The sequence below is a fragment of the Nonomuraea sp. NPDC001684 genome, from assembly GCF_053596515.1.
In genome coordinates this window covers 1-18,216 of the sequence record NZ_JBSFGJ010000016.1, presented here as the reverse complement: position 1 = coordinate 18,216, position 18,216 = coordinate 1, and the positions used below count along the sequence as shown (strand labels likewise).

At 70.8% G+C, this 18,216-nt stretch carries 23 protein-coding genes; 16 read left to right on the top strand and 7 right to left on the bottom strand.

The annotated features are described in order from the left end of the window. The first annotated feature begins 3 nt into the window (after positions 1-3). Positions 4-486, top strand: coding sequence for a hypothetical protein (locus tag ACWCSD_RS05665; protein WP_449913265.1), 483 nt, complete (start codon positions 4-6; stop codon positions 484-486). A gap of 222 nt (positions 487-708) precedes the next feature. On the opposite strand, the gene ACWCSD_RS05660 is transcribed toward ACWCSD_RS05665, so the two are convergent. From ACWCSD_RS05660 to ACWCSD_RS05645, 4 genes are all read right to left on the bottom strand, one after another. Beyond that, entirely contained in the window at positions 709-1,002 is a 294-nt protein-coding gene (locus ACWCSD_RS05660) for a hypothetical protein (RefSeq protein ID WP_397159505.1), read from the bottom strand. A gap of 199 nt (positions 1,003-1,201) precedes the next feature. Then, positions 1,202-1,708, bottom strand: a complete 507-nt coding sequence (locus tag ACWCSD_RS05655; protein ID WP_449913263.1) for a TetR/AcrR family transcriptional regulator C-terminal domain-containing protein — start codon at positions 1,706-1,708, stop codon at positions 1,202-1,204. 282 nt (positions 1,709-1,990) lie between these two features. Continuing rightward, on the bottom strand, positions 1,991-2,347 hold the full coding sequence (locus ACWCSD_RS05650; protein WP_449913262.1) for a DUF4440 domain-containing protein: 357 nt from the start codon (positions 2,345-2,347) through the stop codon (positions 1,991-1,993). Continuing rightward, positions 2,344-3,189: an SDR family oxidoreductase gene (locus ACWCSD_RS05645; RefSeq protein WP_397159494.1), complete on the bottom strand. Its 846-nt coding sequence runs from the start codon at positions 3,187-3,189 to the stop codon at positions 2,344-2,346. The genes ACWCSD_RS05650 and ACWCSD_RS05645 overlap by 4 nt, the downstream gene beginning before the upstream one ends. Positions 3,190-3,260: 71 nt before the next feature. On the opposite strand from ACWCSD_RS05645, the gene ACWCSD_RS05640 reads away from it, so the two are divergent. Next, complete coding sequence (locus ACWCSD_RS05640) at positions 3,261-4,247, top strand: AraC family transcriptional regulator (RefSeq protein WP_449913260.1); 987 nt, start codon at positions 3,261-3,263, stop codon at positions 4,245-4,247. Between the two features lie 423 nt (positions 4,248-4,670). On the opposite strand, the gene ACWCSD_RS05635 is transcribed toward ACWCSD_RS05640, so the two are convergent. Then, entirely contained in the window at positions 4,671-5,327 is a 657-nt protein-coding gene (locus tag ACWCSD_RS05635) for a TetR/AcrR family transcriptional regulator (protein WP_397159490.1), read from the bottom strand. Positions 5,328-5,436: 109 nt separating this feature from the next. Between ACWCSD_RS05635 and ACWCSD_RS05630 the strand changes: the two genes are divergently transcribed. From ACWCSD_RS05630 to ACWCSD_RS05615, 4 genes are read left to right on the top strand one after another with little or no spacing between them, the layout of a single operon-like run. Beyond that, positions 5,437-5,976, top strand: coding sequence for a dihydrofolate reductase family protein (locus tag ACWCSD_RS05630; protein ID WP_397159488.1), 540 nt, complete (start codon positions 5,437-5,439; stop codon positions 5,974-5,976). Positions 5,977-6,019: 43 nt separating this feature from the next. After that, positions 6,020-6,865, top strand: coding sequence for an alpha/beta fold hydrolase (locus tag ACWCSD_RS05625; protein ID WP_449913258.1), 846 nt, complete (start codon positions 6,020-6,022; stop codon positions 6,863-6,865). 29 nt (positions 6,866-6,894) lie between these two features. Further along, positions 6,895-7,104: a DUF4287 domain-containing protein gene (locus ACWCSD_RS05620; protein WP_397159484.1), complete on the top strand. Its 210-nt coding sequence runs from the start codon at positions 6,895-6,897 to the stop codon at positions 7,102-7,104. A 22-nt stretch (positions 7,105-7,126) separates the two neighbouring features. Continuing rightward, complete coding sequence (locus tag ACWCSD_RS05615) at positions 7,127-7,336, top strand: hypothetical protein (protein WP_397159482.1); 210 nt, start codon at positions 7,127-7,129, stop codon at positions 7,334-7,336. Between the two features lie 126 nt (positions 7,337-7,462). Here the strand turns inward: ACWCSD_RS05615 and ACWCSD_RS05610 are convergent, their stop codons facing one another. Next, positions 7,463-8,878: a sensor histidine kinase gene (locus ACWCSD_RS05610; RefSeq protein ID WP_449913256.1), complete on the bottom strand. Its 1,416-nt coding sequence runs from the start codon at positions 8,876-8,878 to the stop codon at positions 7,463-7,465. A 26-nt stretch (positions 8,879-8,904) separates the two neighbouring features. Beyond that, entirely contained in the window at positions 8,905-9,636 is a 732-nt protein-coding gene (locus ACWCSD_RS05605) for a response regulator transcription factor (protein WP_397159480.1), read from the bottom strand. Between the two features lie 158 nt (positions 9,637-9,794). Between ACWCSD_RS05605 and ACWCSD_RS05600 the strand changes: the two genes are divergently transcribed. The 10 genes from ACWCSD_RS05600 to ACWCSD_RS05555 form a co-directional block, all read left to right on the top strand. After that, entirely contained in the window at positions 9,795-11,174 is a 1,380-nt protein-coding gene (locus tag ACWCSD_RS05600; protein ID WP_449913254.1) for a ferredoxin reductase family protein, read from the top strand. A 9-nt stretch (positions 11,175-11,183) separates the two neighbouring features. Beyond that, positions 11,184-11,759 carry an FMN-binding protein gene (locus ACWCSD_RS05595; protein ID WP_449913253.1) on the top strand — a complete coding sequence of 192 codons (576 nt, stop codon included), beginning with the start codon at positions 11,184-11,186 and terminating at the stop codon, positions 11,757-11,759. Beyond that, positions 11,759-12,574 (top strand): FAD:protein FMN transferase, encoded by an 816-nt coding sequence (locus ACWCSD_RS05590; protein WP_449913252.1) that lies wholly within the window; start codon positions 11,759-11,761, stop codon positions 12,572-12,574. The genes ACWCSD_RS05595 and ACWCSD_RS05590 overlap by 1 nt, the downstream gene beginning before the upstream one ends. 498 nt (positions 12,575-13,072) lie before the next feature. After that, a complete protein-coding gene (locus ACWCSD_RS05585) occupies positions 13,073-13,930 on the top strand; it encodes an aldo/keto reductase (protein WP_449913250.1) in 858 nt (285 codons plus the stop codon). A 361-nt stretch (positions 13,931-14,291) separates the two neighbouring features. Next, positions 14,292-14,627, top strand: a complete 336-nt coding sequence (locus tag ACWCSD_RS05580; RefSeq protein WP_397159470.1) for an ArsR/SmtB family transcription factor — start codon at positions 14,292-14,294, stop codon at positions 14,625-14,627. A gap of 9 nt (positions 14,628-14,636) precedes the next feature. Further along, positions 14,637-15,509, top strand: coding sequence for a GNAT family N-acetyltransferase (locus ACWCSD_RS05575; protein ID WP_449913249.1), 873 nt, complete (start codon positions 14,637-14,639; stop codon positions 15,507-15,509). A 150-nt stretch (positions 15,510-15,659) separates the two neighbouring features. Then, the gene (locus ACWCSD_RS05570; RefSeq protein WP_397159466.1) at positions 15,660-16,001 is read left to right on the top strand and encodes an ArsR/SmtB family transcription factor; all 342 of its coding nucleotides are present in this window, start codon (positions 15,660-15,662) and stop codon (positions 15,999-16,001) included. An 11-nt stretch (positions 16,002-16,012) separates the two neighbouring features. Beyond that, positions 16,013-17,104 carry an ACR3 family arsenite efflux transporter gene (arsB, locus tag ACWCSD_RS05565; RefSeq protein ID WP_449913248.1) on the top strand — a complete coding sequence of 364 codons (1,092 nt, stop codon included), beginning with the start codon at positions 16,013-16,015 and terminating at the stop codon, positions 17,102-17,104. After that, the gene (locus ACWCSD_RS05560) at positions 17,097-17,501 is read left to right on the top strand and encodes an arsenate reductase ArsC (RefSeq protein ID WP_397159462.1); all 405 of its coding nucleotides are present in this window, start codon (positions 17,097-17,099) and stop codon (positions 17,499-17,501) included. The genes arsB and ACWCSD_RS05560 overlap by 8 nt, the downstream gene beginning before the upstream one ends. Positions 17,502-17,881: 380 nt before the next feature. Further along, a partial coding sequence (locus ACWCSD_RS05555) for a sulfocyanin-like copper-binding protein (protein WP_449913246.1) occupies positions 17,882-18,216 on the top strand: 335 nt, incomplete at its 3' end.

Genomic DNA, 18,216 nt, shown 5'->3' with positions numbered 1-18,216 from the left:
CGGATGCCGCCGGACGGCGTGCCCGCCTACAGCGGCAAGCTGCTGCTCCCGGAACTGGACGAGCCGCTGGAGGTACGGTTCTGGATCACCTCCCCCAAGGCCGCGATCCGCGCGGTCGCGACGGCCCGCCGTGGCACCGCCGAATGCGGCCGCTCCGGCGATGACGTGCTCAAGGACGTGACCGGCTTCGACCAGTGGGCGTGGCGTGGCGTGCAAGCCCTGGTCACCATGGCTGCCTGGACGGAGCACGCCGACCCGGGTGCCCAGGCGACGATCGTGGCCGCTCGGCGCGGGCTGCCGGCGGAGGTGACATGGGCCTGGCCGTTCGAGATGGACGGCGAGCCCGACCCGCGCGTACTGCTCCAGAGCACTGCGTCGGCCACGTCCGTACCGGCAGCCGTCGGCGGCGCCCCTGCCTCCTGCCTCTGCGTACGGCAAGGACATGGTGTCGTGGCCGGTCCCAGGGAGCACGCCAAGCTCGCATGAGCTGATCTGCCCGGACCCCTTTCATGAGCAGAACGCCTACGACGGAGCGCCCGCCGTTACCCGTCGCCTGATCGGCGAGGTGTCAGTCCGCGAGGTCGGTCGAGGCCGGCCACCCGGCGGCCTGGCAGGCGGCCGTGGCGTTCGAACAGGACGGCGACGGCCATCGCATCAAGTCTGCGGAAACGCGGAACCCTGACCTCAACCCTGATCTCGCAGGATGCCTCACTCCGGGACGCAGTGCACGCGGGAGTAGACGTTGAGCAACCGGTCCGTGGGATTCTTGGCCCTGACCTCGTAGCTGCGGGGTTTGCCGTCGGCGTCGAACACCAGGGCCGCCTTGGACACGATGACGTCCGGCACGGCCGCCTCGTTGTACAAGTCGATGATCTCGTAGCCCCCGCTCACCGCGATCTGCCCGCGCAGGCACTTGCCGATGTAGCTGCCGTATGACGACCCCACGCCGTCGGGATGACGCCCACCGTTGTGCATGGCACTGGTGTCTGGCTTGGAAGTCATTGTGATCTTCAGGGCGTCCGAGCGATCACCCGAAAGTTCCCGAGCCGGTCGGGGCATGCTTCGCGGGCGAAGAACAACGGGACAGCGATCAGCGCTACGGGCTGTTCGAGCAGGTCAAGGCGGTGCACGAAGAACCGTGTCGAGTCGGCTCTTCGGCCCGAACGAGGCGGGAACGACGGCTTGCTCCGCCGGGGAGCGACTATCGGGCCCGGCGGGCGATCAGCGCCTCTATGCCGTCCAGCAGGAGGTCGAGGCCGAACCGGAAGTCGGCGTCCTCTGTCCAGCCGGTGGAGTCTTTGAGCAGGCCGGAGCGCATCATGGCCGACAGTGCCGGGTACGTCGCGGGGTCCAGGACCTCGGTGAGCACCTCGCCGTACTCGGCGGCTCCCTCGGCCCTGGCCGCGAGCTCCTTACCGCCGGCGCCGAGCGAGTGCGTGAGTGTGGCCACGGTGAGGGCGTAGCCGCTCAGCACCGTGGCGGCGTTGAACTTCTGGCCGTCGTCCAGCCCGGTATCGGACAGCGCGTCCAGGGCCCGGTCGAGCCAGAGCAGCCGCCGCGGGCCCATGGGCGGGGTGCCCTGGCGCAGATCCAGCAGCCAGGGCCGGGACAGCAGGAGGTCGCGGGTGAGCCGGGTCCACGTGGCGAGGTAGTCGCGCCAGGCCAGGTTCCCGCGTTCAGGTCGAATTCGACTGCGTCGAACGGTCACAGGACAGCTTCGATTACGTGGCCGAGAACGTCCGCGTGCTGTAGAGAAGGACAAGAGGAGCCGGCCGGCGCCGGCGGCGGTCGTACCTTCGTGACGACGGCGGCGTAGGCAACATTGGGCAGCAGCCAGGCAGGCCGCCGTGGCGCTCACGACGTGGCGAGGTGACGGTCCCGGCTGGAGCGGAGCAACTGATCAGGAAGGCCATCGCCTCGGGATCGTGCTCGCCGCGAACGACAAGGACCACGTCACCACCGACGCGCGTGAGCTGCTCCTCCGGGGACGTCACGGGAGCCAGGTCTCGTGCAGGTGCAGCCACGTGGCGGACCGGAGGACCACGGTGGACTGCCGGGTCCGATCCGGCTGGACCTCCTGGTAGGTGGCCGCCACGAGCGCGCCGTCGGAGGCGACGATCCGTACGTCGCGGATCTCGATGGTCAGCTCTGGCGCCCTGCCGTGGAGTGCCTCGACCTCGGCGAGGACCTGGCCGCGGGTGAGCGTCCGGCCGTCAGGGGTGATGAGCGTGAAGCCGGGGGCGTGGGCGTCGGCGAAGCAGGCGAACTCCTGCCGCGCGGCGGCGCCGGTCAGCCAGCGTTCGATGACCTCGTGGTGACGGACGATCTCCGCCTCGACGCCCTTCACCGGTTCGCCCAGGGCTGGGCGGCGATCCAGGTGCGTAGCGGCGTCAGCCGGAGGCCCAGCAGCTCGGCCACCGCGGGGTCGGGCGCGAACAGGTCGCGGTCGGCGGCGGCCCAGCGGTAGGTGGCAGCCACCGCGGCGGCCGTCGGCGCGCCCAGCGCCATCGTCAGGCCCGACTCGAACTCGGCCGGATCCTGAGCGGCGTAACGGGCGCCGAAGGCGGCCGCCAGCTCGTCGCCGGTCACCACGTCGGGCCCGCCGAGCCTCAGCACGGCTCCCTCCAGATCGTCACGCACGAGCGCGGCGTGGGCGGCGGCGGCCAGGTCGTCGTGCGAAAGCCAGGGCACCGGCAGGTCGGCGGGCAGCGGGTAGCGCAGCACGCCCTCGGCCGCCAGCGGGCCCGTCACCCACGGCGCGGCCAGGTTGTCCAGGTAGACCGGCGGGCACAGCACCACGACGGGCAGCCCGGCCGACCGCAGCGTCCGCACCGCCCACCGGCGCGTCTCGAAGGCCGCCACCTGCGTGGCGGCCTCGGGCAGCCGGTTGGCGGTGTTGAACACCAGCCGCCGCACCCCGGCCGCCAGCGCGGCGTCGCGCACATGATGGACGTGGGCGGCCACCGTGTCCGGCTCGTAGACCATGGGCAGCGTCACCGAGGCGTGCGTCACCCCGGCGAAGGCCGCCTTCACCGCCTCGGCGTCGCCGAGGTCGCCGACGACCGGCTCCACCCCGTGCGGCACTCGGCCGCTCCTGGTCAGGCCGCGTACCGTGTGCCCCTCGGCGACGAGCCGCCGCGCGACCGCGCCGCCCTGGGCGCCTGCCGCGCCGATCACAAGAAACGTCATACCGGACAGCCTCCACCGAGTCGGCGATACGCTCCATAAAACGAAATATCGATTTATTTAAGGATCGTCCGGTGGATGGTGACCTGCTGAGCGCTCTGCTGGCCCCGCTGCGGCTGGAGGGCGTCTTCCACAGCCGCTGGCAGGCCGGGTCGCCCTGGGGCGTCGCGGGCGAGGCCGAGGACTGCGCGCTGCTGCACTATGTGCACGAGGGCACGTGTGCCGTCGAGTTGCCCGGTGCCGAGCCCGTCCTGCTGCGCGCCGGGGACCTGGCCGTCTTCCCGCACGGCAGCGCCCACCGGCTGGGCGACCGGCCGGGACGTCCCGCCGTGCCGCTCGCGGCTGTGCTGCCCGAGCGGCCGCAGGGCGGCGTGCGCACCGTCGAGCTGGGCGGGCCCGGCGAGCGGACCGTCCTGCTCTGCGGCGGGCTCCACTACGACCGGGCCGCCGGCTCGCCGATCTACCGGGCGCTGCCGCCCGTCCTGGTGCTCGACCGGGCCACGCTGGAAGGCCACGGGCTGCTCAACGGCACCCTCGGACGGCTGGCCGGCGAATGGGACCTGGCCGAACCCGGCGCGACGCTGGTCGCGCTGCGCGCCTTCGAGCTGGTCTTCGTACTGGCGTTGCGGGCCGCGGTGGGCGAGATGGCCGAGGGCTCGCCGGTCCTGCGGGCGTTGCGTCACCCGGCGATCGGGACGGCGCTGCACGCCGTACAGACGAGGTTCGCCGAGCCCTGGACGGTCGAGTCGCTGGCCGCCCAGGCCGGGATGTCGCGCTCGGCGTTCGCGGCGACCTTCCGCGAGCTGGTCGGCGAGGCGCCGATCCGGCACCTGACCGCCCGCCGCATGCAGGAGGCCGCGCGCCTGCTGAGCGAGACCACCCTCCCCCACAGCCGGATCGGCGAACGCGTCGGCTACCACTCGACGGTCGGCTTCCACCTGGCCTTCCGCCAGCAGTACGGGACCACTCCCGGCGACTACCGCCGCCGCCGCTGGACGCAGGACACCGCACCCGGGACAGCAGACGTGACGCGGAACCCGCCCGGGCCCCCGCCCTGGTGACGGTGATCTTCCGGGGAGTGCCGGGGTCGTCGGTCACCGTGACGTTCGTCCTCCCGGATTTCGTGGTGGTCCCGACGTCGTACGGCTCCGCCGGAAGCGTCAGCTTGACGTGCCCCGAGCCGGACGTCACACCGCCCTCGCCGGACGACCTTGCTCCACCGTACATCGCCCGTGGCGGACCGTACCGGCTCGTCGCCCCCTACGTCACGGCGCGAGGACGCGCGCTGGCCGCCGCGGCGCTCTCGGGGGCGTACTGGTCCGAGGGGAGACAGGTCAGGTACGACATCGCGCCGGAGGTGCGCCGGGTGGCGAACAGTCAAGCGGCGCTGATCTGCGCCACAGACTCGCAGAGCGATACAAGGGGGTCGACGCCGAGTCGCAGCCTCCCGCCGCGCCAGTTTCGCCGGCGGACCCGACACAGCACTACTCGGCGCCTGGTCGCAGGCCCTTCTCGACGAGGTCGATCAGGTCGTGGACGGCTGGATCGGCGAGTTCGTCGGGGAGTCCGCGCAGGGGGCCGTCGATGAGCAGGACCGCCAGGCCGTGGACGCACGACCAGACCAGGAACTCGGCTCCTGGACGGCGTTCGGGGGACATCAGACCGCAGGAGACCAGGTCGTCCAGGGCGGCGCCGAGCAGTTGGAACGGGGTCAGGCCGCCTGGTCCGGCGGAGGCGGGGACCTGGGCCCGGGTCATGTCGTCGGGGACGTAGAAGGTGACGCGGAACAGGCCGGGTTCGGTGCGGGCGAAGCGCAGGTAGCCGGTGCCGACGGCGCGGAAGCGGGCCAGGGCGGTCCGGGCCGGGTCGCCGGTCGGATCGAGGGCGGCGAGGTCCTCCTCCATGGCGTGGGCGAGTTCGGCCATGGCTCGGAGTGAGACCGCCTGCACCAGGGCGTCGCGGTTGGGGAAGTGCCGGTAGGCGGCGTTGGGGGCGACCCCGGCCTGCCGGGTGACCTCGCGCAGGGTGATCGCGTCCGGGCCTCCGGCGCGGGCCAGTTCGGTGCCCACCTCCACGAGCGCCTGATGCAGGTTGCCGTGGCGGTAGGTGTCGCGGGTGGGTTTGCCGGGGCGCTCGGGCATGGCCGGAACCTCTCATGTGGACGGCGTCCACAAAAGTATGCCATACTCCTCTCGCATTCAGATGTGGATGCCGTCCACATAACGTTTTACCTGGTCAGGAGTTCGTGAAATGAGCCGGAAGATCGTAGCTGGGCTGTTCGTCTCGCTGGACGGCGTGGTGGAGGCACCGGAGCGGTGGCACTTCCCGTACCTGAGCGAGGAGATGGGCGCGGCGGTGGGCGGCATGTACGCCGAGGCCGACACGCTGCTGATGGGCCGGGTCACCTACGAGGCGTTCGCCGCGGTGTGGCCGCACCAGAACGGCGAGATGGCCGAGGCGATCAACGGCATCGCCAAGCTCGTGGCCTCCACGACCCTGACCCAGGTCACCTGGAGCAACTCCACGCTGATCGAGGGGGACCCGATCGCGGCGGTCAAGGAACTCAAGGACCAGCCCGGCGGCACGATCACGCTGTCGGGCAGCATCAGCCTGGTCCGCGCCCTGCTCGCAGCCGGTCTGCTGGACGAACTGCGGCTCCTGGTCCACCCACTGGTCGTCGGCGCCGGCATGCGCCTGTTCCCTGAGGGCACCCCGCCGGTCCCGCTGGAGCTGACCCGGTCGGCCACCTTCGCCAACGGCGTCCTCGACCTGACCTACCGGCCTGCCTGATCCCCTTCTTGATTCACCCTCACCGACCGAGAACGGAACCCTCATGAACGACGTCCAGATCAAGGCCGAGACCAAGACGCTCCAGGTGCCCGGTGCGCGTCTGCACTACGAGGTGCGGGGGTCCGGGCCGCTTCTGCTGATGATCCCCGGCGCCCCCGCCGACGCCGGGGCGCTGGCCGGACTGGCAGCCATGCTGGCCGACCGCTACACCGTGGTCACCTACGACCAGCGCGGCCTGTCCCGCAGCCCCCTCACCGGGCCACCCGGCGACACCGACGTCACGGTCTTCGCCGCCGACGCCTCCCGGCTGCTGGCCGCCCTGACCGACGAACCCGCCTACGTGCTGGGCAACAGCGGCGGCGCGCTCACCGCCCTGGAGCTGGCGGCCCGCCACCCCGAGCAGGTGCGCGCCCTCGTCGTGCACGAGCCGCCGCTCCCGGAACTGCTGCCCGACCACGACCGGTGGCGGGCGGCGTTCCAGGACGTTCACGACACCCACCGCGACCACGGCGTCGGCGCGGCGATGGGCAAGTTCATCGCCACCGTCGACGGGCCGGACGCCCCGCCGCCCGCCATGCCCGACCCTTCCCTGATGCCGCCCGAAGCGCTGGAGATGATGGGCCGCATCCAGGGCAACCTCGACTACTTCCTGGGCCACGTCCTGCTGCCCGTGCTGCGCTTCGAGCCGGACGTCGCCGCGCTGCGGTCCGGTTCCGTTCCGATCTTCGTCGGGGTCGGGGCCGCCTCCGGCGACGGCGTCCCCGCCCTGTCGGCCAAGGCGCTGGCCGACCGGCTCGGCACTGTGCCGCTGGTGTTCCCCGGCGACCATCAGGGCCTGGCGATGGACCCTCTCACCAGCGCCGACATCATCCGCAGGGCACTGGCCTGACCCTCATCAGCAGAAACGGAGCTCAGAGAATGACCGCACCGGCCAAGGGCAACCCCGCCAGCTACTTCCCCTCGATCGAGACCAGGTACGGACGTCCCGTCCAGGACTGGATCGACCTCATCAACACCTCATCCCTGACCAAGCACATGGAACTGGTCGCCTGGCTCAAGACCGAGCACGGCCTGGGCCACGGCCACGCCAACGCCCTGGTCGCCCACACCCTGGCCGGCCGCGCGTAGGCAGGCGGCCGGCTCGGCTCGCATGAACGCCGCACGCACATCCTTTGAGGGGTGGTCGAGCGCCGACTACGTTGATCCGACATGGGCCGAAGCCGTCCTCCCCGCCGTCTGGTCGTCGGATCGCTCACCGGTCGTCAGCTTCCACGAAGGGCCCGGGCGTCTGGTCGACGACGGCATGTTCCACGGCGGGGTGCTACGAACCAGCGACCGTGCCTACCTCAACCTGCGATGATCGCCGCTCCTCTGCGGACAATCACAGCTGTCGTCGGGAGCCGCGTCAGCTGCGGAGGAACCGATGCCGCTGGTGGCCCAGTAGAGGGTGGCCACGGCGAGCGTGTCGTCGACCTCGCTCGACCATCTAATGCGGTCCGGCCTCAGAACGGCTCGCGGCGGGGAGAGTCACGCGGAAGGCGGTACGGCCTGGCCGGCTATGGAGGGACACGGCTCCCCCATGGGCGAGGGTCACGGCCTTGACGATGGCCAGCCCGAGCCCGCTGCCGCCCAGGGCACGCGAGCGGCCCTTGTCGGCGCGGACGAACCGTTCGAACAGTTCCTGCTGGATCTCCTCGGGGATGCCCGGCCCGTCGTCGGTCACGGTCAGCTCCACCTCCTCTGACAGGACGCGCACGGATACCGTCACCGTGGTACCCCGAGGGGTGTGGAGGGCGGCGTTGCTGAGCAGGTTCACCACCACCTGGTACAGACGCGCGGCGTCGCCGATCACTGTCACCGGGTCTTCCGGCAGTTCCAGTCGCCAGAGGTGGTCGGGGGCCGAGACTCGGGCGTCGCCGGTCGCGTCAATCACCGCGCGGGTCAGATCCACCTCCTCGCGGGCCAGCGACCGTCCCGCGTCGATCCTGGCGAGCAACAGCAGGTCGTCGACGAGCGTGCCCATCCGTGCCGACTCGGCCTCGATCCGCTCCAAGGAGTGCCCCACCGCGGCCGGCAACTCGGCGGCATGGCGGCGAGCCAGCTCCGTGTGAGCCCGAATGGTGGCCAGAGGGGTTCGCAGTTCATGGCCGGCGTCGGCAGCAAAGGTCCGCATCCGCTGCTCGCTGGCGTGCCGCCGGGTGAGCGCATCAGCTACGTGCCCGAGCATCCGGTTGAAGGCCTCGCTCAGCCGGCCGATCTCCGTACGCTGGTCCTCAACCGGTACGCGGTCGGGCAGCGCCACCTCACCGCTGGACAACGGAAGCGTGCTGACCCGCTGCGCCGTGGCAGCCATCCGCTGCAGCGGCCGCAGGGACAGCCGCACCCACAGCGCGCCCGCCGTCCCCGCCGCGGCCATCACCACGGCGAACACCACCAACTCAGCCAGGATCAGCCGGTGCACCGTGGCCTCGACTCCCTCCATCGGGAGCCCGTCGATGAGCACGTCGCCGTCCTTGCCCCGGGTCGCCATGACCCGGTAGTCGTCCAGCTCGGACAGCTCCACGGCATGGCCGCGCCCGTCCACCGGTACGGCGGCCAAGGCGGCGACGTCCTGGGCGGAGAGACTGGGCTCGGCGTCGTCCGCGCTACGGGACCGGACCACGGCTGCGTTGATCACCTGGCCGTTCACCATGCGCACGCCAAGGGTGCCGATCGACTGACCACGGCTGTCGCCGCGCTCGCGCTCCTCCTCCCGGCGGTGCTCGAGTGTGACGGCGAACCGGCCGGCCGCCATGGACAACTGCTGGTCCAGCCGGTCCACCAGGAAGCGCTCCAGCTCGATCGAGGTGCCCACGCCGATCGTGGCGCAGGCCAGCGCGAGCAGGACCAGCACTCCGGCCATCAGCCGGCCGCGAAGGGTATGCGGCGTCATGATGGCTTGAGCACGTAACCCACGCCCCGCACCGTGTGGATCAGCGGCGTGCGCCCGGAGTCGATCTTCTTGCGCAGGTAGCTGATGTAGAGCTCCACCACGTGCGCCTGGCCGCCGAAGTCGTAGGACCAGACCTCGTCCAGGATCTGGGCCTTGCTGAGCACCCGGCGCGGATTACGCAGGAGGAGACGCAGCAGTTCGAACTCGGTCGGGGTGAGTTCCACCAGCTCCCCCGCGCGGGTCACCTCCCGGGCGTCCTCGTCCATGGTCAGGTCGCCGACGACCAGCCGGTTCCCCTCGGCGATCTGGGCCATGCCGGCTCGGCGCAGCAGGCCGCGCAACCGGGCGACGACCTCCGCGAGGCTGAACGGCTTGGTGACGTAATCGTCGCCGCCTGCCGTGATCCCGGCGATCCGGTCCTCCACCGCGTCCTTGGCGGTGAGGAACAGCACACACACCTGCGGCGCGTCGGCCCGCAGGCGACGCAGCACCTCCAGGCCGTCCAGGTCGGGCAGCATGATGTCGAGCAGCACCGCGTCCGGCCGGAAGTCACGGGCCACGTTCACGGCGACGGCACCACCGCCCGCGGTGCGGACCTGCCAGCCCTCCTCGCGCAGCACGGTGCCGAGCACCTCGGCGAGGTCGGGTTCGTCCTCGACGACGAGCACGCGAACGGGCGCGCCGTCGGCGCGGCGCAGTTCGGGAAGTTCACGGGCACTGGCTTGCATGGTGTCTATCAGGATCCCCCTGTTCGCTCTGCGGACCGTCTGTCTCACCTCTGAGAACCCTCTGAACGGCGGAGATATGCCTCGTTCAGAGGGAACAGAGAAGTTCGGCTGGCAGTGTGCTCGCGATGGAGAAGGAACTCCGCCCAAGGGGGACGATCGTGAGCATCGCTTCGGCCGGACGAGTCGCGACCGGGGCAGGGACAGGGACAGGGCGGCGCGGAGCCGTCCGCGCCCATCCCGCCGCCGTCCTGTCGGTCATCGCCGCAGGGGTGCCGGCCGTGCTGGTCCTGTGGTGGTGCGGTACCCCACGTGTCGCCGGCCTCGGGGACTGGCTCGGCGGGGCCGGCCGGATCACCGGTCTGCTGGCCGCATACGGGATCGCCGTGCTGCTCGCGCTGATGGCCAGGATCCCGCCGCTGGAGCGCGGCGTGGGCTCCGATCGCCTCGCCCGCTGGCACGCGATGGGCGGTCGCTACGTGGTCGCACTGGCGACGGCCCACACGCTGCTGATCATCTGGGGCTACGCCGTGGCGGACGGCACCGACGTGGCGAGCGAGACGGTGACGCTGAACCTGTCGTACCCCGACGTGCTCGCGGCCACGGTGGCCGTACTGCTCCTGGTGGGCGTGGGCATCGTCTCGGCACGCGCGATCCGGCCGCTCCTGCGCTACGAAACCTGGTTCCACCTGCACTTCTACACCTATCTGGCGGCATGGCTGGCCTTCGGGCACCAGTTGTCGACCGGCAGCGAGTTCGTCGGCTCGCCCGTCGCCCGCGCCGCCTGGTACGCCCTCTATCTCGGGGTCGCGGCCGTGCTCGCCTGGTACCGGTTCCTCACTCCGATCCGCCAGGCGCTGCGGCACCGGCTCAGGGTCGACCGGGTAGAGCCGGAGGCGCCGGGCGTCGTCTCCGTCTATCTCTCCGGCCGCCGCCTGGACAGGCTGAGGGCCGAGCCGGGTCAGTTCTTCCGATGGCGGTTCCTCACCAGGGATCTGTGGTGGTCAGCCAACCCGTACTCGCTGTCGGCCGTCCCCCAGCCCGACGAACTGCGCATCACCGTCAAGGACCTGGGAGACCAGAGCAGACGTCTCGCTCGCCTGCGACCGGGCACCTGGGTCGTCGCCGAAGGCCCCAGCGGCGCGTTCACCCCTGGCCGGCGGCGCCACGGGCGCAAGGTGCTGCTCGTGGCAGGCGGGGTCGGCATCACCCCGCTGCGTGCCCTGTTCGAGTCGATCCCCGCCGCGCCCGGCGATCTCACCCTCCTCTACCGCGCACGCAGCGAAGAGGATCTGGTGTTCCGTACGGAGCTGGCGGAGATCGCCGGCCGGCGTGAGGCGGCCCTGCACTATTGCGTCGGCCCGCGCGACCAGGTCGGAGATCCGTTCACGCCGGAGGTCCTGGCAAGGTTGGTGCCCGAGCTGGCGCGGCACGAGGTCTACGTGTGCGGCCCCACCGGGATGACCGGCGCGGCGGTATCCGCGCTGCGCGCCGCCGGAATACCGGATCGCCACATTCATCATGAGTCGTTCGAGTTCTGAGGAATCCCCATGCGCAGAGCGATGTTCGCCGTCCTCGTCACCGCCGTCGGCCTGGTGCTGCTCCTGTCGTTCAAGCCGCACGAGCTCACCACGGTGGCGTCGCCGCCGTCCGCCGTCTCCCAGGCCACCGCCCCGCCGTCGAGCGCCGGCGAGCCTCCCGCCGGCCGCCGGCAGAAGGACGTGGGCGACGACAGCGAGGACGAGAACGGGAAGGCAGACAGCGCTTCGATTCGCCGGCAGGATGTCACCGTCCCGCAGGTCAACGGCACCTGGACCGGGCCGGGCGCCGTCGCGGGCGCCACCGGCGGGGACAAGGTCGTCACGGGTGACGTCGCCACCACTCGCTGGGGGCCCGTGCAGATCGAGCTCGTCCTGGCCGGCGGCAAGATGGCCGGCATCCGGGTGCTCCAGGCCCCCGACGGCAATCATCGCGACGTCGCCATCAACAGCCAGGCGCTGCCGACGCTCAATGACGAGGCGCTGGCGGCAGGATCGGCCCAGATCGACGCTGTCTCCGGGGCCACGTACACCAGCGAGGGCTACGTCCAATCCTTGCAGAGCGCCCTGGACCGGGCCGGGCTGTGATGCGACACGTCGAGCACGTCATGGGCACGGTCTTCTCCTTCGACCTCCGCCCCCCGTTCGGCGACGGGCGGCACGCCGTCGCCGAGGCCGTCGCCTGGCTGCACCAGGTGGACGCCGTCTTCTCGACCTACCGCGCGGACAGCCCCGTCAGCCGCCTGGACGCAGGCGAGATCGGCCTGGACGACTGCCCGCCGCAAGTGGCCGACGTCCTCGAACTGTGCACGTCGGTGACGGAGGTGTCCGGCGGCTACTTCACCACCCGCCCCTCGGGCCACCTCGACCCGTCCGGTCTGGTCAAAGGATGGGCCATCGAGCAGGCGTCACGCATCCTCACCCGCTGCGGGGCCGTGAATCACTGCCTGAACGGCGGCGGAGACCTCCAGTGCGCTGGAAGACCCGCGCCCGACCGGCCGTGGCGGATCGCGGTCGCCCACCCGCTGTGCCCGGGGACGACCGCCACGGTGATCGCCGGAGACGACCTGGCCGTGGCGACCTCCGGCACGGCCGAACGCGGGCCGCACATCACCAACCCCCACACCGGCCGGCCCGCGCTGGACCTGGCTTCGATCACCCTCACCGGCACCGGCCTCACCATGGTCGACGCCTACGCCACCGCCGCCTTCGCGATGGGCACGGCGGCCCGGGCCTGGATCGAAGGGCTCTCCGGCGTAGAAGCGTTCGCCGTCACTCCAACCGGCGCCACCTGGCACACCTCCGGCTTCCCGGGCATGGCCACCTCCCGCATCGGCCGCGTCCGGTCCGGGCTCACCCCTTCCGGACGAGAAGGCGCCGGGTGGCGGCACGCGTCAGAGTGAGATCCGGAGCACTCACAGGAAAAGAGATGACGAAGACGCTCCCGATCCGCCCCCCTCATCGCCACCGCGATGGCGGTCGGCGCCACCGGTCTGCTGGCCGTACCGGCGCAAGCCACGCAGCAGGCGTTCACCCCCCACCGTTCCGGACCCGGTGGTCGGGCACCGCGCCCGGAGTGGCGTACGCATGAGATTGGGAAGTAACCACGAGTGGCTGCCACCCAGTTCGACCAGAGCTTCCCGCTCGCAGAGCCCAACGACGCCTACGCGCGGCACTTCATCGGCCAGAGCTACCTGGCCCCGTTGGCCGACGGCAGCGTCCCGGCCAGCAAGGGGAGCTTCGAGCCGGGCTGTCGCAACAACTGGCACATCTGGGGCGAAGGCCGACGCGTGGTTCTCCCACGTCGCCGTCATCACCCCCGGCGAGAACCTCGGCAACGAACGGCTCGAGCCCGTCACCGACGAGGCGTACGGCTCGCTGCCGAAGAACGGAACGAGCGCATGACCATCCTGAACGAGACCTACACCCTGTCTAACGGCGTCCAGATCCCCAGGCTCGGCCTCGGCACCTGGTTCATCGACGACGACAAGGCAGCCGGAGCCGTCCGCGAGGCGGTCGGGATCGGCTACCGCAACATCGACACCGCGCAGGCCTACGGCAACGAGCGCGGCGTCGGCGAGGGCGTGCGCACGGCGGGCGTACCCCGCGACGAGCTGTTCGTGTCCACGAAGCTGGCCGCGGAGATCAAGGACCACGACCGGGCTGTCGCCGCGATCGACGGCTCGCTGAAGAAGCTCGGGCTCGACTACGTCGACCTGATGTTGATCCACAGTCCGCAGCCGTGGGACGACTTCCGCGGCGACGACTACGCCGAGGGCAACCGGCAGGCCTGGCGCGCGCTCGAGGAGGCGCACAAGGCCGGCAGGATCCGCTCGATCGGCGTCTCGAACTTCCTGCAGCAGGACCTGGAGAGCCTCCTGCGGGGCGCGACCGTCACGCCGCACGTCAACCAGCTGCTGGTGCACGCCGGCAACACGCCCACCGAGCTCCTGGCGTACTGCGAGGACAGGCAGATCCTCGTCGAGGCCTACTCGCCCATCGCGCATGGCGAGATCCTGAAGAACGCCGAGCTGGTGGCGATGGCGGAGAAGTACGGCGTCACCGTCCCGCAGCTGTGCGTCCGCTACACGCTGCAGCTGGGCACCGTGTCCCTGCCCAAGACCTCCAACCCCGAGCACATGCGCTCCAACGCCGAGGTCGACTTCGAGATCTCCGAGGCGGACATGGGCGCCCTGAAGAACCTGCACGCCCGGGACTACGGCGACTCCAGCGTGTTCCCCGTCTACAGCGGTAGGTGACGGCCGCGTCAGGAAGAGGCCCCGGCCAGTCAGCGCTGGTCGGGGCCTCTCGCCGCTTCCGTGCGGCCTGGGCCCCGATGGCGTCGCCGCCCCGGCGAGCAGGATGCCCTGGTTGCCGTCTTCGGCCGCCGGCTCGACTTCCTGTCCGGCCCTGCTCAGATCCTCGTTCGTGCAGTGCACCCGCAAGCCGCCCACCCTCCGATCGCTCTACATCGGTTCGTCGCCTCTGCGCTTCTGCGTCGGGGACGCCAAGTCGCGAGGGCAGGCGCGGCGAGCGGGTCGCGTCCAGCGAGCCGGTGTTCGCGGCGTGTGCCATGAGAGGCTTCCATGCCCGCCGTAAATCGACTATCGTCGATTTTCGATGAATGAGACAAGGGGGCCTCTGCCGCGCGCCGAGGCTGAGGAGTATGCGAGCTGGTTCAAGGCCCTGGCCGACGCCACTCGGATTCAGATCGTGTCGCTGCTTGCGCGGAGGCGAGCGCCGATGAGCGTGGGCGAGATCGTGACCGCTTCCGGGGTAGGCCAGTCCACCGTCTCGCACCACCTGAAGATCCTGGCCGACGTGCGGTTCGTGCTGGTCGAGAGGCAAGGCACGTCGAGCCTGTACCGGATCAACGAAGCCTGCGTGAGCTGTTTCCCCACCGCCGCCGACGTGGTGATGGGCAACCCCGTGCCGGCCGCACCGGTCTGCGACTGAGGAGATCCCATGGCGCACGACGAGATCGTCGACCACTGCTCCGCCCTGGCCCGCACCGGCCACACGGTGGACGTGGTCATCTCCAACTGCGTGATCAACCTGTCCGACGACAAGGCGGCGGTGCTGGCCGAGGCGTACCGGGTGCTGCGGCCGGGCGGCCGGTTCGGCGGCAGCGACGTCGTCACCGCGCAGGCGCTCGACGAGCAGGCGCGACGGCGGGCCCAGCAGCGCATCGGCTGCGCCGCCGGATCGCTCACCGTGCAGGAGTACCGGGATCTGCTCGTCGCGGCCGGCTTCGTCGCCGTCGTGATCACGCTGACCGTCGATCACGGAGACGGCGTGCACTCGGCCATCGCCCAGGCCGTCAAGCCCGCCATCGGGCCCGGCCTGGAGATCCGGCCGATGCGCGAGGGCGACGCCGCCGAGGTGCTGGCCATCTACCAGGCCGGGCTCGACACCGGCCAGGCCAGCTTCGAGACCACCGCACCCAGCTGGGAGGGATTCACCGCGAGCCGGTTGCCGCATCTGCGGTACGTGGCGACCGACAGCGACTCCGGCGAAGTGCTCGGCTGGGTGGCCGCCTCGGCGGTGTCGTCCCGCCCGGTCTACGCCGGAGTGGTCGAGCACAGCATCTACGTCCACCCCGGCTGCCAGGCTCACGGCATCGGCCGGGCGCTGCTGGCGGCGTTCATCGCCGCCGCCGAGGACGCCGGCGTCTGGACGATCCAGTCCGGCGTCTTCCCCAAGAATGCCGCCAGCCTGGCCCTGCACCAGGGCCTCGGTTTCCGGGTGGTCGGCACCCGCGAGCGCATCGGCTGTCACCGCGGCCTCTGGCGGGACGTGCTGATGATCGAGCGCCGCAGCACCTCGACCGGGGTCTGAGTCGCCGCTCGGAACGGCGGTTCGCGGACCGCCGTTCGGCTGGAGCCGCGTTGCGCCCTTCGCCGTACGAGATCTCACCCAAGCTCCCCGACGTCTCATGGCTTCGATATGTGTCAATATAGAGAGACATCGATTTCGTACGGAGAAGACGTGGAACCTCTGGAGCTCTTGGAGTGCAGCCCGCCGCTGATGCGCGAGCCCCTGGACGCCGAGCAGGCGGCCGGGGTGGCGCGCGTGTTCAAGGCGCTGGGCGACCCCGTACGGCTGCGCATCCTGTCGATCGTGGCCAGCCGGGCCGGCGGCGAGGTGTGCGTGTGCGACATCACCGGCGCGTTCCAGCTGTCCCAGCCGACCATCAGCCACCACCTGAAGGTGCTCAAGGAGGTCGGCCTGCTGACCTCGGAGCGGCGTGCCTCCTGGGTGTACTACCGGCTGGTTCCCGAGACGCTGGGTGAGCTGTCGGCCCTGCTCGACGTGCCCGCGCCCGTCTGAGGAACAACGCGATGTCCTCTTCCACCTCACCGCCGGCCGCCGCGCCCGCGCAGGGCGTCATCGCCGGCCTGTCCACGCTCGACCGGTTCCTGCCAGTCTGGATCGTCGCGGCCATGGCCGCCGGACTGCTGCTCGGACGACTCGTCCCGGGGCTGAACACCGCGCTGGAAGCGGTGAAGATCGGCGACATCTCCCTGCCGATCGCGCTCGGACTGCTGCTGATGATGTACCCGGTGCTGGCCAAGGTCCGCTACGACCGTCTGGGCTCCGTCACCGGCGACCGCCGCCTGCTGCTCTCCTCCCTGGTGCTGAACTGGGTGCTCGGCCCGGCCGTCATGTTCGCGCTGGCCTGGGCCTTCCTGCCCGACCTGCCCGAGTACCGCACCGGCCTGATCATCGTCGGGCTCGCGCGGTGCATCGCCATGGTGCTCATCTGGAACGACCTGGCTTGCGGCGACCGCGAGGCCGCCGCCGTCCTGGTGGCGCTCAACTCGGTCTTCCAGGTGGTCGCGTTCGGCGCGCTGGGCTGGTTCTACCTGCAGGTGCTGCCCGGCTGGCTGGGCCTCGCGCAGTCCGCGCTGGAGGTCTCGGCCTGGGACATCGCCCAGTACGTGCTCATCTTCCTCGGCATCCCGCTGGCCGCCGGATATCTGTCCCGCAGGCTCGGCGAACGCGCCCGCGGCCGGGACTGGTACGAAAGCCGTTTCCTGCCACGCGTCGGCCCGCTGGCCCTGTACGGGCTGCTGTTCACCATCGTCATCCTGTTCGCCCTGCAAGGCGGCACGATCACCGCCCAGCCCGGCGACGTCGCGCGCATCGCGCTGCCGCTGCTGGCCTACTTCGCGCTCATGTGGGGCGGATCGTTCCTGGCCGGCAAGCTGATCGGCCTGGGCTACGAGCGCTCCACCACCCTGGCCTTCACCGCCGCCGGCAACAACTTCGAGCTGGCCATCGCGGTGGCGGTCGGCGTCTTCGGCGTTACCTCCGGCCAGGCTCTGGCCGGAGTGGTCGGCCCGCTCATCGAGGTTCCCGTCCTGGTCGCCCTGGTCTACGTCAGCCTGGCCGGCCGCCGCCTGTTCGCCAAGGAGCCCATGCATGCCTGACCAGCCCAGCGTCCTGTTCGTCTGCGTGCACAACGCCGGACGCTCCCAGATGGCCGCCGGCTGGCTCACCCACCTGGCAGGCGACCGCGTCGAGGTCCGCTCGGCCGGTTCCGCCCCGGCCGAGCAGGTCAACCCGGTCGCTGTCGAGGCCATGGCCGAGGTCGGCATCGACATCACCGCCGCCCGCCCCAAGGTCCTGTCCGTCGACGCGGTCCAAGCTTCCGACGTGGTCATCACGATGGGCTGCGGCGACGCCTGCCCGATCTTCCCCGGCAAGCGGTACGAGGACTGGAAGCTCAACGACCCCGCCGGCCAGGGCATCGACGCCGTCCGAGCCATCCGCGACGACATCCGCCTCCAAGTGGAGAAGTTGCTCGGCGAGTTGCTGCCTGGCTGACTCGCCTGCACTGAACGACGGCGAAGGCGGCCACGAGACGGATGGGGGCGTGGGCATGCCATGGCTCCGTTGGGGCAGGGGCCCTGGGTGAGGTCTCCTCACCCAGAGCCTCAGGACGGCCGGCCTCAAGCGGAGGCGGAGCGACGGAGGTGCCGAGCATGTGGCTGCACACCATCAGGTACGCATCGATCAGCGCCGTCATGTGCGCAAACCTCGGCTTGGGGGGAGCCGCGCCGGGTGCGGCGATCACGCCACATCAGCAGCCTGCGTGCACTGCGCCACCGCTCCAAGGGCATGTGGTGGATGTGTCCCTCGGGGAGATGGGATCCGGCATGGTGCGCCCTGGCCCCCCGTACGGCTCAGGGCCGCATGGCACGCGGATGAGACTGACGGCCACGCCTTCGAGCGTTCCCGCCGGCAAGGTCTCGCTGCGTGCGTACAACAAGGGGGTCCTCGCCCACGAGGTCGTCGTGCTGCCGCTCCCGGCGGGGCACGCGCCGGGACGGCGGGTGACCGGTTCGGACGGGCGCGTCAGCGAGGCGGGCAGCCTCGGCGAGGCGTCTCGTACGTGCGGGGCGGGCGCCGGGAACGGCATAGCTCCTGGATCCACGAGCTGGACCACGTTGACACTGCGACCGGGCCGATACGAGCTGCTGTGCAACTTCCCGGACCACTACTCGGCCGGCATGTACGCCGAACTCGACGTCACCGGTTA